Source organism: Burkholderia territorii, assembly GCF_001718335.1.
Classification (GTDB): domain Bacteria; phylum Pseudomonadota; class Gammaproteobacteria; order Burkholderiales; family Burkholderiaceae; genus Burkholderia; species Burkholderia territorii.
This window is the reverse complement of record NZ_CP013367.1, coordinates 576,600-593,535: the sequence shown is the minus strand read 5'-3', so window position 1 is coordinate 593,535 and position 16,936 is coordinate 576,600. Positions and strand designations below refer to the sequence as shown.

The following is a 16,936-nucleotide window of genomic DNA, read 5'->3' as shown; positions in this document are numbered from 1 at the left end:
CGCACGGCATCGACTCAAGGACATCGTGTAATGAATTCATCCATCGCTTCACCGGTTCGTCATCTGAGAGAAGCCGGCAGGCTCGATCGCTTCTTCATCGACGGCGACTGGGTTGTGCCGGACGGCGGCGACCGTTTCGCGGTCGTCTGCCCGTCCACCGAAGACGTGCTGTGCGACATCCCGCTCGGTAACGCACGCGACGCCGACCGCGCGGTGCAGGCCGCACGCAGTGCGTTCGAGCGCTGGTCGGCGACGCCACCGCAAGAACGCGCGGCGTTCCTCGACCGCATTCACGCGCTGATCCTCGCGCGTGCCGAACGGTTCGCCATGGCACTCGCGCTGGAAATGGGCGCGCCGATCGGCTATGCACGCAGCGCGCATGTGCCGCTCGCGGCCGAACATATCCGTGTCGCGCGCGACAACCTGGTCAACTATCCGTTTCGCACCCGGCGCGGGACGACCGCGATCGTGCGCGAGCCGATCGGTGTCTGCGCGTTGATCACGCCGTGGAACTGGCCGATCTACCAGATCACAGCGAAGGTCGGACCGGCGCTCGCGGCGGGCTGCACGGTGGTGTTGAAGCCCAGCGAGCTGTCGCCGCTCAGCGCGTTGCTGTTCGCGGAAGTGATCGCCGATGCGGGCGTGCCCGCGGGTGTATTCAACCTGGTGAGCGGCAGCGGAACGGAAGTGGGCGCGGCGCTCGCATCGCACGCCGAAGTCGACATGGTGTCGATCACCGGGTCCACGCGTGCCGGCGTGCTGGTCGCGCAGGCGGCAGCACCGACCGTCAAGCGCGTCGCGCAGGAGCTTGGCGGCAAGTCGCCGAACATCGTGTTGCCCGATGCGGACCTGTCGCGCGCCATCGCGCCGGGCGTTGCCGCCGCGTTCCGGAACATGGGCCAGTCGTGCAGCGCGCCGACCCGGCTGATCGTGCCGCGCGGCGCGCTGGCCGACGTCGAGGCGCTGGCCGTCGCGGCAATCGAGCAAATGGTCGTCGGCGATCCGTTCGCCGAGGCGACCACGCACGGCCCGCTGGCCAATCGCGCGCAGTTCGGCCGGGTCGCACACATGATCGATGCGGGCATCGACGAACGGGCGAAGCTGATCGCCGGCGGCCCGGGGCGGCCGGCGGGATTCGAGCGCGGGTTCTACGTCCGGCCGACGATCTTTTCCGACGTCCGCACCGACATGGCGATCGCGCAGCAGGAGATCTTCGGCCCGGTCCTCGCGATCCTGCCTTACGATACCGTCGACGAAGCCGTCGCCATCGCGAACGATACGGTCTACGGGCTTGGCGCGCACGTGCAGGGCACGGACATGGAGCGCGTGCGTGCGGTGGCCGCGCGCATTCGGTCGGGGCAGGTGCACCTGAACTACCCGGCATGGGATCCTCAGGCGCCGTTCGGCGGATACAAGCAGTCGGGCAACGGCCGCGAATACGGGATCGAAGGGATGGAAGAGTACATGGAGGTCAAGTCGATCGTGGGATTTCATGATTGACGCGGCCGCAGCCCCGACTTGAACCGGTTTGCCTTGCGAGAGGGTCGAAATTGGAAAACGCCATCATCCCCGAGACGTCGTTGGATACGCATCACGCGCACTGGGCGACCTTGCGTCGCGACCTGCATGCGCATCCGGAGTTGCGATTCGAGGAACACCGGACGGCCGACGTCGTCGCCCGCGAGCTCGAAGATATGGGTTATGCGGTGACGCGCGGGCTGGGCGGCACGGGCGTCGTCGCGAGCCTGCCCGGTGCGGACCCGGGCCGTGGAATCGTGCTGCGCGCCGATCTGGATGCGCTGCCGATCCAGGAAGCCAACGACTTCGCGCATGCATCCAGCGTGCAAGGGATCATGCACGCGTGCGGGCATGACGGGCATACCGTCATGCTGCTCGGCGCGGCGCGCATGCTGAAGGCGCTGCCGCAGTTGGCGGGCACGGTTCATTTCGTGTTCCAGCCCGGCGAAGAGGGCGGCGCGGGCGCGCGGAAGATGATCGACGACGGGCTGTTCGAGCAATGCCCGACGGAAGCGGTATTCGGCATGCACAACTGGCCGGGCTTGCCGGCCGGGCATTTCGGTTTGCGCACGGGGGCCATCATGGCCGCGGGCTCGCGGTTCAGGATCACGGTTACCGGCAAGGGCGCGCATGCGGCGCAGCCGCACCTCGGCATCGATCCCGTTCCGCTTGCCTGTTCGATGGTGCTGCAGTGCCAGACCATCGCCGCACGGCATAAGGATCCCGTGGATCCGGCCGTCATTTCCGTCTGCATGTTCCATGCTGGCACGACGGACAACGTCATTCCGGACAGCGTCGAACTGCGGGGAACGATTCGCACGCTGTCGTCGACGCTGCAGCAACAGTTGCAGCGCGACGTGCGGCTCGTCTGCGAGGCGCTCGCCCGCGCGCATGGCGCGCAAGTCGACGTCGAGTTCTTTCAGTATTACCCGGCGACGGTCAACACGCCGGCCGAGACCGCGCTCTGCGAAGCGCTGATTCGCGACACCTTCGGCGACGAACGCCTTCACGCCGACGTGCCGCCGAACATGACCTCCGAAGACTTCGGCTTCATGCTCGAGGAGCGCCCCGGTGCTTATGTGCTGATCGGCAATGCGCCGACGGGAGCGGCCGCGCCGGCGCTGCATCACCCGAAGTACGATTTCAACGACGACATCATTCCGGCCGGAGTCCGGTATTGGGTCGCGTTGGCGCAGCGTTACTTCAGCCGGTCGCCGTGACCGCGCGCGATGTCGCGGCGGCGGGCGGTGGAGGCACGGCGCGCCGCGGCGCGCATTCGCGAGCGGCACACGGCACGCGTTACGCGCGTTGAGCGAGCGCCTTCACCTGCGCGGCCGACATCGCGCAGCGATGGATGCGGAACTCGTCGATCGCGCCGTTGAAGAACGGATCGCCCGGATACTGCGAGCGTCCGATCCAGTTCTGCGCGGTCTTGCCGATGCGCCAAGGCGCGAAGATGACGTCGGTCGCCGAGCCGATTGCATTGCCGTCCAGATAGAGCGTCGCAGTCGTCGCAGAGAGCGTGAGCGCGACGTGCGCCCACTGCCCGGCCGGCAGTGCGGTGTTGCCGTCGATCGTGCGTTCGCCGTGCCCGCCGTTGGTCGTGATCGCGAAGCGCATCGTCCCGCGCGCGCTTTTCGGCGTGACGAACAGATAGCGTCCGGTGCCTGAACCGAAATCGAAGATGCGCGCCCACGTCTGTGCGCCGCGCCAGTTCACCCACGCCGCGATCGTGAAGTCCGATACGTCGGCGACGATGTCGTTCGGCAGCGCGACGTAGCCGCTGGCGCCGTCGAGCGACACCGCGTTGCCGATCTTCCCCGGTACGCGCGATGCGCCGCCGACGAGCGTACCTGCATGACCGTTGCCGGATGTGTCCGCGGCGGTCGTGCCGTCAATCTCGTCGAAGGGCAGCATCGTGTGCAGTTGCAGTGTCGTCGACGCGGCGACTTCGACCGAATTTGCTGATTCGCCCGATGCGGTCTGCGCACTGACGACGTAGTACCAGACGCCTTGCGCGGGGATGTCCGTGTAGGTGAGTGGGTCGACGATGCCGCTTGCCACGGTCTTGTACGGGCCGCCCGCCGTGGCGGCGCGCTTCACGTCGTAGCTGATGGCGTTCGCGATGCCCCACCATGACAACACGACCCGTCCGGCGGCCGGCCACGCGGTCAGCCCGCTCGGCGCGGGTGCGGGCGCAACGGGGTCGCGCGTGCATGTCAGCGTGCCGTAGCCGAGCTGATCGTAGCCACCGCTCGCTTCGCCGTAGTTGCCGCCGCCGCCTTCGGGCTGGATCGCGTGCGCGAACTTCGCGGACCACGGCGCCGACAGCCCCTTGCGGTTCACGTAATGGTTGTAGACGAGCGCCCAGCACGGACGGATCGCGCCCTGGCTGGCCTTCGAGAATTGCGCTTGCGTGACATCGACGTTCGCATACGGTACGTACGGCATCGGAAGGAACGTGCCGTCCGGCTGCACGAGATTCGCCTTCGCGACATATTCGGCACCCGCGAGGAAACGGTTGTTGTCGTGTCCGTACAAGTCGATGCCCTGGTTCCACGCCATTTCGCAGATCGCACCGCCGAGCGCGATGCCGAGCGTGTTGTGCCCCTGGTCGCGGCCCGACTCCTGCCATTGACCCAGATGGCCCGGGTGCAGGTAGTAGACGGCCTGCGCGATCGCGCCGTTGCCGGGGCCGTCGATGAAATAGTTGACGGCTTCGTCGAATTTCGCGTGGTCGTCGCACAGCACGCCGATCGCCATCATCGACGCGATATTGCACAAATCCCAGTTTGCCCAGTAGTGCGTGATGTCGGTGTTGTTGTGGCGGTTCAGGAAATCGGCGTTGATCGGGTAGAACTTGCCGGCCATCATCGCCTGGAACGCGGCGAAGTCGGCGGCGGCCCAGCCGCGGTAGGTGCGCATGATCTCGCCGGCGTTCGCGAACTCGTAGCCGTAGATGCCGGCAGCGAGGTCGACGTTCGAATCGCCGGCAAGGTTCTGCAGCGTCGACGACCACGCATTCATGATCTGCACGGCCTTGTCCGCATACGCGGTGTCGCCGGAGATCTTCCAGCGCAGCGCGCACGCATACGCGGCCGCGATGTCCTTGTACAGCACCGGGTAGTTCTGCGAGCCGGTGCCGCCGCGCGTGACGACGGCCTGCGGGCGCGGCGACCACGACAACTGTGCATGCGCGTTCGCGATCAGCGTGTTCCAGCCCTCGCGCCACGGCGATGCGGCGGCCGCCACTTTCTGCGCGATTCGCTGGAAGTCGGCCTGGGTGTGCAGCAGGCCGGGATGCGCGAACGCGTGGTTCGTGGCGATGGGGGCGGTACCGGTGGCCACGCGCGCGAGTGCACGATTGCCGGTCGCGGCCGCCATGGCGCCGGTGACGCTTTCGCTTGCTCTCGTGTCGCCGCACGCGGAAAGTGCCAGCGCGCCGATGCTGTAAAGGAAGGTGCGCCGGGAAATGCGCGCGCCGGATTCAGGCCGAAACTGCGGGTCGTTCATGTGCGTGTGTCCTTTCTTGTGGGGACTCGGCTGACGAGAAGCGGCCCCGTTCGAAATCAGTCATCGCATGACGATGCGGATTGTACCGGAAGGATCAGACTTTTCGACCACCGGGTTCCCGATCATGTCGATGTATTTTGGAGATACCGATTCCGGCGCGTTTGTTGATTAACATGCTAAGAATGTGGAAACAAATGGCGATTGATACGTTTGCGAGATATGATCGTCGCCGGCCGGCGCGCTGCGGGCTTTTCAGGTCTCCCAAGCGATCGATGCTGACTCTTTCATCGTGTTGTCACACGACATATGACGTGATGCCGGTTGCGTCGCACCGCGCAGGGCGGCACTGACGGGCGTCGCGTCGACATCGCGAATATGACCGACCAGGCTTGCGCGACAGGCGACCCGGGTTGCGTGGCGCGTGCCGGTCGCGTTTTCCGTTGAACACGCGCGGCACCGGCGGACGGTACGGAGTCCGCGTCACAGGGAACGCGGGCGTGTGCATCTTCATGAAACCGCGCAATCCTCGGCCGATATCATGCACGCGCTCGAAGATCACGCAATCGAACGACGCGCACCGATGCGTGCGCGGCAGGCAGCACACGAGGCGGCAGGGCCGCGACGGCACGACGGAGAAAATCGAAACGATGGGAATTGCGACAGGGTCGGTGCGACGCGCAATCGCGATCGCGGCAGGGGGGGCGTTGTGCGCGGCGGCGGGCGGCGCATACGCGCAGGCATCCGATACGGCGCCGCCGCGGCCAGCCGACGCGCCGTCGATGCTGCCGAGGATCGACGTGACAAGCGAGGCCGAGCGTGCGTCGCGCGGGCTGGTCGGGTTGCGCACGGCGACCGCGACCAGAACCGACACGCCAATCGGCGAGATCCCGCAGACGACCAACCTCGTGACCGCGCAGCAGATCGAGATGACGGGCGCGACCGACCTGAACCAGGCATTGCGCTATGTGCCGGGCTTCGCGACGTTCGGCGCCGACACGCGCACCGACTGGTATGCGGCGCTGCGCGGCTTCACGCCGACGCTGTATGTCGATGGCGTGCCGGCGCCGAATACGGCGGTCATTGCGAACTGGCGCGTCGACCCTTACACGATCGACTCGATCGCCGTGCTGCGCGGGCCAACGTCGGTGCTCTACGGCGCCGGCGAGCCGGGCGCGATCGTCGATGCGCATACCAAGCTCGCGGACGGCGAGCGCATTCGCGAAGCCGGCGTGCAGATCGGCAACGATGCGCGCAAGCAGACCATGCTCGATATCGGCGACACGCTGGATCCGGGCGGCAAGGTTGCGTATCGCTTCGTCGGTGTCGCACGCGACGGCAACGCGGCGACCGGCCCGCGCGCCGACCGGCGCGTCGCGGTGGCGCCGTCGTTGCGCTGGCGGCCGACGGCCGACACGTCGCTGACGGTGTCCGCATCGTTCCTGCAGGATCACGGCGACATTTCATCGAACTTCCTGCCGGCGTCGGGCACGGTGTTGCCGAACCCGAACGGCCGCCTGTCGCAGGACATCTACATGGGCGACCCGGCGTTCAACGATTATCGGAAGAAGCAGTGGTCGCTCGGCTACGCGCTCGAGCATCGCATCGATGCGATGTGGACGCTGCAACAGGACGTGCGCTGGTCACGGCTGTCGCTCGACGACGCGACGGTATTCGGCAACGGGTTCGCGCCCGGCAGTACGACCGACATGCTGCGCACCGCCGGGCTGTTCCAGCTGAACTACAGTCGGCTGGACATCGACAACCGCGCACAGGCGCGCTTCGCCACCGGCCCGCTCGAACACACGTTGTTGCTCGGCCTGCAATTCGACCGACAGACGACGACCAACAGCGTGTGGCTCGCGCTGGCGCCGTCGCTGAACCTGTACCACCCGGTCTATCTTCCGGTGACGGCCGCGATCTTTTCAGGCCGGACGTCGCTCGGGCGTTTCGATCAGTACACGGCCATGAATACGCTCGGTGCGTATGCGCAGGACCAGATCCGCTGGAACCGCTGGACGCTCACGCTCGGCGGCCGCGAGGATCGCGTGAGCGCGCGGTTCGACGATCGGGTGGCCAGAACCGGCACGCAGCAGGACATCAGTGCATTTTCCGGACGCGTCGGGCTCACCTGGCAGGGCGACGCTGGGCTCGCGCCGTATGTCAGTTACTCGACGTCGTTCGATCCTGTGATCGGCGTGCGCATGTACGGCGGCGGCTTGCCGAAACCGACGCGCGGCGCGCAGACCGAGGCCGGGCTGCGCTGGCAGCCGCGTGGCCGGAACCTGATGCTCACCGCCGCGGTTTATCGGATCGATCAGACCAACGTCGTTACGCCGGCGCCGCAGCATCTCGATCCGACCGGCACGTCGTCCGTGCAGACCGGAAAAGTGCGTTCGCGCGGCATCGAGCTGAGCGCGGTCGGGAAGGTGACGCGTGAATTGTCGATCGTCGCGTCGTACGCCTACCAGGACGTCAAGAATGTGCAGGCGAACGATGCGTCGCTGAACAACTGGCCGGTGTCGGTCCCGCTGCCCAGGCAGATGGCGTCGCTATGGGCGGACTGGACCTGGCACGGCGGCGCGCTCGCGGGCGTCGGGATCGGGGCGGGCGTGCGCTATCAGAGTGCGTTGGCCGGTGCGCCGGACAACTTGCTGACGGTGCCGAGCGCCACGTTGTACGACCTGGCGATGCACTACGACCTGCGTCACTGGCGGTTCGCGTTGAACGTCGCGAACCTGTTCGACCGGCGCTACGTCAGCGGCTGCCAGTCGTATGCGGTGTGCGTGTTCGGCAACGAGCGAACGGTGCTGGCGAGCGCGAAATACAACTGGTAGTCGTGATCGTCCGCGCGGGCGCGGCTACGCGTCGCGCTGCGGCTCGCGGGTGGCCGCGCGTTCGGCTGCATGGCGCTGTCGTCGCCATTCGGTCGGCGTGATGCCGAACCGTTCGCGGAACGCGGTGGCGAAATTCGCCGGCGTGGAAAAACCGATCTCCTTCGCGATGCTCGCAATGCTGAGCGATGTCGAATCGAGCAGGCCCTGCGCGATGCGCAGCCGCTCGTGCCGCAGATACTCGAACACCGTCTGCCCGAGATTGTCGCGAAACGCGCGCGACAAGCGCTTCTCGTGCGTGCCGACCGCGCGCGCCAGTTGCTCGACCGTCGGCGGATCGTTCAGCGAGCGCGACAGATGGCGAATCGCCGCGCGCACGATGATGTCGTCGTCCTTGCCGGCCGCGAACGGGGCGGGCGCCGCCTCGATGTCCTCCGTATCCGCCGGCAGCTGGCGGATCGTCCGCATCAGCTGTACACGAATCCGTGCGATGACTTCCGCCGGCTCGAACGGCTTCAACACATAGTCGACGCCGCCGATCTCGAGCCCCTCGATGCGTTCGTGCAACTCGCCGGCCACCGTCAGGAAGATCACCGGGATCGCGCGCGTCAGCGGATCGGCGGCAAGCCGGCGGCATGCGGTGAAGCCGTCCATGCGCGGCATGCGCACGTCCATCAGGATCAGATCGGGCACGAGCGCCTGCGCGCGCTCGCACGCTTGCAATCCGTCGAATGCGACGCTGATTCGGCACCCGGTGCCGCGCAGGATATCGATCAGCAAGCGCAGTTGCTCGGGCTGATCGTCGACGATCAGGATATGGGCGCGGCTCAATGCGGAGCTCGGTCGAGGCATCGTGCACCTGTTCGGGAAAGGCTGCGGAGAGCGTTCCGGCACGGCGACTATTCCGTTCGGGAAAATCGCCGAAAGCCGCGATGCGACTTCGCGAAAGCGCATCGCATGCTCGCACCGACAAGCGGACGCCGCCGGACTGCACGGCAGGCAGCGGGCGGCGCAATACCCGGCGTTCGTTGTTCTGATCACTGGCCGATAAAAGGCGCGGATGATTGCCGGTACCGGAATCGATGCGAGCGGAATTGTAGGAGGTTATTCGGATTCGCGCCAGATGACGGGCTTCCATTCTTCATGCGTCGTTTCCGGGTTCTGTCGTGGCGCCATCTTTTCCGTGTTTTTATCCCGTATCGGTTCTCGCGGATGCGCGAATTCGCGTGCCGTTAGGGGCGCTGGCGGTGATCCGGCGCGCTTCTTTGAAAATTTTAAAAAATCTCGCGTTATTTCGATCCGCTCCGGCAAAGTATTTGTCCGTCCGTGAAAACATTTTTATTAAGTGTAAAAGTAGTAAATCGTTTGCGAGCCCGGTGGATTTTGCGTAAACGTTTGAAAATATTGGGTTTTACAATCTATAAAGAATGTCGTCTTCTCTGATGCCGAGTGGTGTCTCATAATTCGTCCGACTTTTGAATGACGAGTGGATCGGGCGGCGCGAAAATGGCGCCGCTCTGGCAAATGAAAAGAGCGGTCGCGAAAAGGTCCACTCGGCAGCACGCGATGAAATAAATAGACGGGGTTGGTCGCGCTCAATGCGGCATCGAATTCGGAATGCTCGGCGTAACGGGTTGAATCGCAAGAATCGATCGGGAGTGAACGCGTCCAGATCGAGTGATCTGCATTCCTTATGTATTTATCGAATGAACGAGACGGGCCGGCGATCATCCGGCGGCCCGGGGCTGCGTGCGCGCTGTCGACACGAGCGGTAGCTGCATATCGCCACCGGCCTGACGCGGCGGTGCAGCGCACGCAGTACGTATCGCACTGAAGTCGGAGTTGGAGTCGAGCTGGAAGCTGTGAATAAACGTAAGTAGTCCGTATTCAAATCGAACGCTATAAACGGAGCACGAGAAAATGAAGAGGAACCAGATCCCGGCGCTCGTCGCCGCCATGTTCGCAGGCGCAGGTGTGCTGGTCGCGGGGGCCGCACATGCAGACAATTTCGTCGATCGCGGCAACCCGGACAATGCGCTGAACGGGCAATGCATCGACGGGACCAACACGGCCTGTATCGCGACGAAGAGCGGGACTTACGTCGCCACCAGCAGCACGAATTTCACATCGGGCACGAATGCGAAGGCCGGTTCCAGCGGCATCGCGATCGGCGATCAGTCGAACGCCGGCAGCAAGAGCGGCACGAGCAGCGGCGGCGGAATTGCGATCGGCGTCGGCGCGCAGGCGCTCGCGAATTCGGCCACGGCGATCGGCACGGTCGCCCTCGCGCAAGGCAACACGGCACTCGCGATGGGCCGCCAGTCCGCCGCGATCGGCGACTACTCGATGGCGCTCGGCAACGTCGCGGATGCGCACGGCACGAGCTCGATCGCGCTCGGTCACTCGGCACTGGCGAGCGGCGATCGATCGATTGCAATCGGCGGCGCGAATCCGACCACGAGCGACGGCGTATCGAACGGCGCCGCGTACGACGCGGCTACGCAAACACGTGCGGGCGGCACGCAGTCCGTCGCGATCGGCGCCGGCGCGCAGACGAACGACGACAACCAGGTGGCGATCGGTTCGGGCAGCGCCGGCGCGAACAACGGCGGCACACCCGTGTTCGGCGGCACGGCCGCACCGGTCGGCGGCGCCGTCTCGTTCGGCTCGCTCGGTCACGAGCGTCAGCTCAAGAACGTCGCGGCCGGCGCGGCAGATACGGATGCCGTCAACGTCCAGCAACTGAAGAACGTCAACAGCGCGCTCAGCACCGGCATCGGCAACGTCGACGCTCGCGTGACCTCCGTCGGCAATGCGCTGTCGACGTCGATCGCGAATGTCGACCAGCGCGTGACCAGCGTCGGCAACAGCCTCAGCACGAGCATCGTGACCGCGACGCAGAACGTCGTCAAATACACCGACGATTCGCATGCCGCGATCGCACTCGACGGCAGCAACGGCACGACCATCAGCGGTGTCGCCGCCGGTGTCGCCGATACGGACGCGGTCAACGTCGGGCAATTGAAGGGTAGCGTCGCACCGCTGCAGACGTCGTTGTCGACGGTCGCCACGAACATCACGAACCTGCAGAACAACGTGTCCGTCCTCAATGCGTCGCTCAGCACGGCCGCATCGAACATCGGCGGCCTGCAGGCCGCCGATGCGCGCAACGTGAAATACGACGGCCAGAGCGGCTTCGACTCGGTCACGTTCGCCGGCCCGAACGGCACGACGCTGCACAACGTCGCGGACGGCAAGGATGCGCACGACGCAGTGAACGTCGGCCAGCTGGGCGGCGGTCTCGCATCGCTCAGCACGAGCGTGGCCAACAGCGTCAGCACGACGATCGGCAACCTGAGCACGTCGATCACGAGCCAGATCGGCAACGCGACGAAGAACGCGGTGCAGTACGACGACGATGCGCATGGCGGCGTGACGCTCGGTGGCCAGGGCGCGCCGGCACCGGTTGGCGTGCACAACGTCGCGGATGGCGTGGCAGCGAACGATGCGGTGAACGTCGGCCAGCTCGGCAAGGCGACCGACACGCTGAATCAGTCGATCGCCAACGTCGGCAACAGCGTGACGAAGCTCGGCGACCAGGTCGCGACGAACACGGGCAACATCGCGGCGCTGCAGCAGGATGCGCTGCAATGGAACGCGAGCCTCGGCACCTACGATGCGAGCCACGGCGGCAACGGCCCGCAGCGCATCGGCAACCTCGCGGCCGGCCGCAACGGCACCGACGCGGTCAACGTCGACCAGTTGAACGCGGCGATCCACGACGGCACGAGCCAGCTCGACGCGCTTGCCGTGAAATACGACGATGCCGGCAAGCGGCAGGTTTCGCTCGGCGCCGGTAACGGCGGGGTGCCGGTGCGCGTGACCAATGTCGCGCAAGGCGACGTGTCGGCCGGCAGCACCGATGCGGTGAACGGTGCGCAATTGCGCAGGGCGATCGACGGCACGGCGGCCGCGCTCGGCGGCGGCGCGACGGCGAATCCTGACGGCTCGATCACGGCGCCTTCGTACAAGGTCGGCGGCGATTCATTCAACAATGTCGGCGACGCGCTGACGAACCTCGATGGCCGCGTCGCCGGCAACACCACGACGCTCGACAATCACGAGACGCGCATCGGCAACGCCGAAACCAGCATCGCCGGCAATACGACCGCGATCGCGGGGCTGCAGAAGGATGCGTTGCAGTTCGATCCGACGCTCGGCGCATACAGTGCCGCCCGTGGAGGCGCGCCGACGAAACTGACCAACGTCGCCGACGGCAACGTCGCCGCCGGCAGCACCGATGCGGTGAACGGCGGCCAGTTGTACGGCGTGAAGTCCGACCTCGAGCAACGCATCACGCAGGTGTCGAACCAGGCCGGCGACGCCGTGAAGAATGTCGTCAAGTACGACGTCGACGGCAACGGCAACCGGCTGAACTCGGTGTCGCTGATCGGCGGCAACGCGAGCGCGGCAGTCGTGCTGAAGAACGTCGCGGCCGGCACCGACGATACCGACGCCGTGAACGTGAAGCAGTTGAAGTCGGTGCAGTCGAATCTCGACCAGCTCGGCGCGCTCGCGGTGCAGTACGACGACAGCTCGAAGGGCGCGATCACGCTCGGCGGTGCGGGCGGCACACGCATCACCAACGTGAAGGCCGGCACGCTCGGCGCGACCAGCACCGATGCCGTGAACGGCTCGCAGCTCTACGCGACGAACCAGCAAGTATCGAAGAACACGACCGATATCGCCAACCTCCAGAACAACGTGACCGACATCGCGAACGGCAAGGCGGGCCTCGTGCAGCAGCAGGATCCGAACGGCCAGATCACGGTCGGCAAGGATTCGGGCGGCACCAGCGTCAACTTCTCCGGCACGGCGGGCGACCGCGTGCTGAGCGGGGTCGCGGCCGGTGTGAACGCCAACGATGCGGTCAACATGGCGCAGTTCAACGACGCGCTGAAGACCGCGGCGATCAACGACAAGGTCCGCGCGGCGGCGACGGATGCGAACACGTCGTGGATCGCCCGCGCGGATGCGGGCTCGATCGGCTCGACGGCGACCGCCACGGGCAAGAACGCAGTGGCGGTCGGCCAGGGCTCGGTTGCCGACCGCGACAACTCGTTCTCGGTCGGCGCGAAGGGCAGCGAGCGCCAGGTCACGAACGTGGCGGCCGGCACGGCACCGACCGACGCGGTGAACGTGCAGCAGTTGAACGACAATCTCGGCGCCGCGTCGGCGCAGGCGAAAGGCTACACCGACCAGCGGATCGGCCAGGTGTACAACGCGTTCAACGACCTGAAGAAGGACATGTACGGTGGCGTGGCATCGGCGATGGCGGTGGCCGGGTTGCCGCAGCCGACGGGTGCGGGGCGTTCGATGGTGTCGGCGGCGACTTCGAATTATCACGGGCAGCAAGGATTCGCGGCCGGGTATTCGTACGTGACCGAGAACAATCGCTGGGTCGTCAAGGCGTCGGTGACGGGGAATGCGCGGTCGGACTTTGGTGCGGTGGTCGGGGCCGGTTACCAGTTCTGATCGGGGCTCAACGGCGTTAAAAGGCGAACGCGGCGGGCACGGGGATGTCCGCCGCGTTCGATACGCCGGTGGTGCGCGGTTTCGAGAGATCACTCGTCACGCGCGTGCCGGGGGAGGATCCAGAGCATGCGTCCAACCGCTTCGGCCTGGTTTCGGGAATGTGTCTTCTCGTAGATCGCACGCAGTTGCGTGCGAACTGTCGAGAGCGACACGCCCGCGATGGCCGCGCATTCCTCGGGGGTCTTGCCGCCGATCAATGCTTCGGCGACGGCGGCTTCGGCGCTCGTCAAGCCGAATGCCTGCCGCAACTGTCGCGCGACGACGAGCGGTGCGGCGCTGCGGCGTCTCGCGGTGATCAGGATCGCCGCGTCGCCGAGTGCGCCACCGCGGATTTGTCCGGATAACGAAGCAATGCCGAGAAAGACTTCGTGCGCGGTGCTGACGGTGCCGGCCAGCGCAAGATTCTCGCTTTTGCGGGTCCTGGCGACACGTGTTACCGCTGCCTTGAGTGCGTCGTTCTGCGGCGCGCTCGTCGCGCTCAGATGGCCATGCTCGAGCTTGAGGCACGTGGTGGCGCGCAACAACGCTTCTGCCGCCGTGTTGACGTATACGACGCGCGAATGCCGGTCGAGCGTGAAGATGGACAAGCCCAGTTCTTCCATCAATTCGTTGCCGAGCGCGGCGTCCCGACGCAGCACGCTTGCATCCTGCCAAAGATTGATTGCGCGTTGCAGATGCCCGGCCATGCCCGTCAGATTCGCGCGCTCCTCCGACGAATAAGGCGGTCGCCCGTACGCTCGCAGCAAGCCGAGCAGGATGTCGTCGCTGCCGGGGCGCGCGAAGCGCATTCCCATCAGATAGCGAATGCCCGACGGAATCTGATAGTCCTGAAAGAATTCGCTGCGCTCGACATCGCGTTCGGTCAGATGATCCTGGCAGCAAACGAATTCGCCGAGCGGCGCATTCTCGACGAAGCCGCGGCGCGGATCGAGTGCGCCGTAATACTGGTCGTAGAGTGCGACGATCGAATCCAGTTCAGCGCGCGGCGAATAGATCGAGAATTTCGGGGCGTTGCGCACTGCGTCCCAGCTGAACATATGAAAGACGTTTGCGCCGAGCGATTCGGATACCCGATGGAATACCTCGAGAAAACCATCCGGGCACAGGGCGGCCTCGTAGAGGTCCCCGATGAGCTGGTCCCGTTCCATGCTGCCCCCGCCGCGTAATGATTTCGTATGCGGATTTTGTCTGACGATACTGATTCGAACGCCTGAATTGTTTTCAGGCTAGCACAGGTCATTTGCTTTTCGTACCGCATTGTTACGGACTTTCATTCACCTGAACGATGATCGAAGAAATCGACTTTGCGAGAATTCCGGTCAGCGTGCATGCGCGTTGCGTATCGCGCCTGATATCCAGAAGACTCTCGGGGGGAAAACAATGAAACTCAAACCTGTCGCATGGGGTATCGCAGTGCTGGCGCTGTCTGCTTGCGGAGGCGGCGGCGGTTCTTCTTCATCGCCATCCGAGCCCGCCGCACAGACGGTCAGCGGCGTCGCGGCAGCCGGTGCGGCCATGCAGGCCGCGACGGTCAAACTGGTCGACGCTACCGGCAAATCGGTCGACTGTCCCGCCGATGCCGCGACCGGCGCGTTTCATTGCACCGTGACCGGGCTGACTGCGCCTTTCGCGTTGTCCGCTTACGGCAACGTCGCGGATTCGCAGGCCACGCTGGTCGCACTCAGCGCCACGGCCGGCACGCAGACGATCAACATCACGCCGATCACGAATGCGATCGCCGCCACGATCGTTGGCGACAACCCGACGAAGCTGCTTGCCGACACCGCGCTGCTGCAGAGCAAGGTCACGGCTCAGACGGTGGCCAGCACGGTGCAGGCTTACTCGTCGGCACTTGGCGACCTGCTGACCGCAACCGGCAATACGGGTGTCGACCTGATTTCCGGCCCGCTGGTCGCAGGCGGCCCGGGCCTCGACCGGCTGCTCGATCAGGTGAAGGTCAACGTGCTGCCGGATGGCGGCGTTCAGATCAGCTCGGTGGCGGGCGCGTCCAGCGATACGCCGGTGCAGCTTCAGCTCGCGCCCGGTGTCGCGCCGCAGCCCGGCGACAAGGCCAGCCTGCCGGCCTCCGCGACGCTCAACGGCACGGTGGTGACGAACCTGCCGAATGCGAGCGACCTCGCGGGATTGCGAGACGCGCTCAATCAGTGTTTCGCCGGTTCGACCGGCGCGGCGCGCGCGGCCGGCAACGTATCGGCGTGCAGCCGGATCTTCGTCGATGGCGTCGCGTCGGGTGCGCTGAACGCGGGCGTGCCCGCCGCGTACCTCAACAACGGCATGTCGGTCGACCAGGAGTTCGGCGCGCATGCCGGAGGCACGCCGGGCATCATGGCCGACGATGCAATGAACAATGCCAGCTTCAGCTTGCCGGAAGTCATCCGCGTCGTCGCCGGCGACACGATGTGGGTCAAGCTCGCGTGGACGCGCGCCGACGGCATTCGCGACGGCATGCAGCAGCATGTGCAACTCGCGGTGATGGCGAGCAGCCGCGCGAGCGGCGATACCGGCTGGCGTGTGGTCGGCAATCAGCGCGCGGTGCTGAGCAAGGTCAACGCGAACGCGCAGAAATGGGACTGGCTGAACTCGGCCAATCCATCGACGGGGACCAATGCGTTCGTCGATTCGCTCAACCTGCAGGTGGGCACCGTCGATGCGTCCGGCACTCCGGTGGATTTCGCGATCGTCAATGGCCCGGGATTGCGCAACGGCGTGTTCCTTCAGTCGTCGAGCGGCACGTGCGACACGCTGAACATCCGCGCGCAGATCGCGAGCGGACAGACGCCGGCCCAGCTCGCCGCGATGACGAAGAATGCACTGTGCCGCAACAATTTCCGCCTGGCCGGCGTCGCGCAGGACGCGGCCAACCAGGGCCTGTTCACGTGGCCCGGCGATGCGCCACGAAACAACACCGCGTGGGCGAAGCCGCGATTGAGCGCTATGGAGCTGGCCGACATCAAGCCATTCAGCGCCTATACGATCGACATCTACCAGAACGGCGACACTTCGGCGCCGGCCAGGCATTACACGGTCCGGCTCCGCACGCCGTCGCCATCGCCCGACGCGCTGCGCCAGTATGCATGGCACGATCTCGCGCAGTCCACGCGCGACAGCCTGACACCGGGCAGCGCCGGCACGTTCGCGGGCGGCCGCACATTCCCGCTGAGCTGGACGTCGAACGCGGGGCTGCCGTTCGCCAAGCGCGGCAACGTGCAGATTCGCGCGACCGCGTCGGGGCAGAGCGTGGCGACGTTCGTCAGCGGTTCGGCCCAGGCCGCGCCGGTCCTGCCTGGAGCGGCGGTGACGCTCAATGTGCCAGGCGATCAGGGCGTCGCGTTCCCGTCCGTGGCCGGTTGGACGGGCGTCACCGACTTCTCGTTCGTGAGCCTGAGTTGGTCGGACACGGTCGACACGGTCTTTACCGAGTCCTTCGAGTACGACCGGTGACGAGTGGTGGGCAGATA

At 65.7% G+C, this 16,936-nt stretch carries 9 protein-coding genes; 6 read left to right on the top strand and 3 right to left on the bottom strand.

Translation table 11 applies throughout. The features are described from left to right. The first annotated feature begins 30 nt into the window (after nucleotides 1–30). Complete coding sequence (locus WS51_RS28710; RefSeq protein ID WP_069230233.1) at nucleotides 31–1,500, top strand: aldehyde dehydrogenase family protein; 1,470 nt, start codon at nucleotides 31–33, stop codon at nucleotides 1,498–1,500. 50 nt (nucleotides 1,501–1,550) lie between these two features. Next, nucleotides 1,551–2,738 carry a M20 aminoacylase family protein gene (locus WS51_RS28705; RefSeq protein ID WP_069230232.1) on the top strand — a complete coding sequence of 396 codons (1,188 nt, stop codon included), beginning with the start codon at nucleotides 1,551–1,553 and terminating at the stop codon, nucleotides 2,736–2,738. A 79-nt stretch (nucleotides 2,739–2,817) separates the two neighbouring features. Here the strand turns inward: WS51_RS28705 and WS51_RS28700 are convergent, their stop codons facing one another. Beyond that, complete coding sequence (locus WS51_RS28700; RefSeq protein ID WP_069230231.1) at nucleotides 2,818–5,031, bottom strand: LamG-like jellyroll fold domain-containing protein; 2,214 nt, start codon at nucleotides 5,029–5,031, stop codon at nucleotides 2,818–2,820. A gap of 647 nt (nucleotides 5,032–5,678) precedes the next feature. Between WS51_RS28700 and WS51_RS28695 the strand changes: the two genes are divergently transcribed. After that, nucleotides 5,679–7,865 carry a TonB-dependent siderophore receptor gene (locus WS51_RS28695; RefSeq protein WP_069230383.1) on the top strand — a complete coding sequence of 729 codons (2,187 nt, stop codon included), beginning with the start codon at nucleotides 5,679–5,681 and terminating at the stop codon, nucleotides 7,863–7,865. A 24-nt stretch (nucleotides 7,866–7,889) separates the two neighbouring features. On the opposite strand, the gene WS51_RS28690 is transcribed toward WS51_RS28695, so the two are convergent. Beyond that, nucleotides 7,890–8,714 carry a response regulator transcription factor gene (locus WS51_RS28690; RefSeq protein WP_059799439.1) on the bottom strand — a complete coding sequence of 275 codons (825 nt, stop codon included), beginning with the start codon at nucleotides 8,712–8,714 and terminating at the stop codon, nucleotides 7,890–7,892. A 208-nt stretch (nucleotides 8,715–8,922) separates the two neighbouring features. Here WS51_RS28690 and WS51_RS32350 point away from each other — a divergent pair, with 208 nt between their 5' ends. Together WS51_RS32350 and WS51_RS28685 are read left to right on the top strand one after the other, a co-directional pair. After that, nucleotides 8,923–9,192, top strand: a complete 270-nt coding sequence (locus WS51_RS32350) for a hypothetical protein (RefSeq protein WP_155623861.1) — start codon at nucleotides 8,923–8,925, stop codon at nucleotides 9,190–9,192. 590 nt (nucleotides 9,193–9,782) lie between these two features. After that, the gene (locus WS51_RS28685; protein WP_069230230.1) at nucleotides 9,783–13,397 is read left to right on the top strand and encodes a YadA-like family protein; all 3,615 of its coding nucleotides are present in this window, start codon (nucleotides 9,783–9,785) and stop codon (nucleotides 13,395–13,397) included. A gap of 89 nt (nucleotides 13,398–13,486) precedes the next feature. On the opposite strand, the gene WS51_RS28680 is transcribed toward WS51_RS28685, so the two are convergent. Continuing rightward, nucleotides 13,487–14,605, bottom strand: coding sequence for a helix-turn-helix transcriptional regulator (locus WS51_RS28680; RefSeq protein WP_069230229.1), 1,119 nt, complete (start codon nucleotides 14,603–14,605; stop codon nucleotides 13,487–13,489). 232 nt (nucleotides 14,606–14,837) lie between these two features. Here WS51_RS28680 and WS51_RS28675 point away from each other — a divergent pair, with 232 nt between their 5' ends. Continuing rightward, a complete protein-coding gene (locus WS51_RS28675) occupies nucleotides 14,838–16,919 on the top strand; it encodes a hypothetical protein (protein WP_069230228.1) in 2,082 nt (693 codons plus the stop codon). Nucleotides 16,920–16,936 lie beyond the last annotated feature (17 nt).

Bases quoted from the DNA above. Each gene is read 5' to 3' on its own strand.
- WS51_RS28680 (WP_069230229.1), bottom strand. From the start codon at position 14,605: ATGGAACGGGACCAGCTCATCGGGGACCTCTACGAGGCCGCCCTGTGC.
- WS51_RS28685 (WP_069230230.1), top strand. From the start codon at position 9,783: ATGAAGAGGAACCAGATCCCGGCGCTCGTCGCCGCCATGTTCGCAGGC.
- WS51_RS28675 (WP_069230228.1), top strand. From the start codon at position 14,838: ATGAAACTCAAACCTGTCGCATGGGGTATCGCAGTGCTGGCGCTGTCT.
- WS51_RS28690 (WP_059799439.1), bottom strand. From the start codon at position 8,714: ATGCCTCGACCGAGCTCCGCATTGAGCCGCGCCCATATCCTGATCGTC.
- WS51_RS28700 (WP_069230231.1), bottom strand. From the start codon at position 5,031: ATGAACGACCCGCAGTTTCGGCCTGAATCCGGCGCGCGCATTTCCCGG.
- WS51_RS32350 (WP_155623861.1), top strand. From the start codon at position 8,923: ATGATTGCCGGTACCGGAATCGATGCGAGCGGAATTGTAGGAGGTTAT.
- WS51_RS28695 (WP_069230383.1), top strand. From the start codon at position 5,679: ATGGGAATTGCGACAGGGTCGGTGCGACGCGCAATCGCGATCGCGGCA.
- WS51_RS28710 (WP_069230233.1), top strand. From the start codon at position 31: ATGAATTCATCCATCGCTTCACCGGTTCGTCATCTGAGAGAAGCCGGC.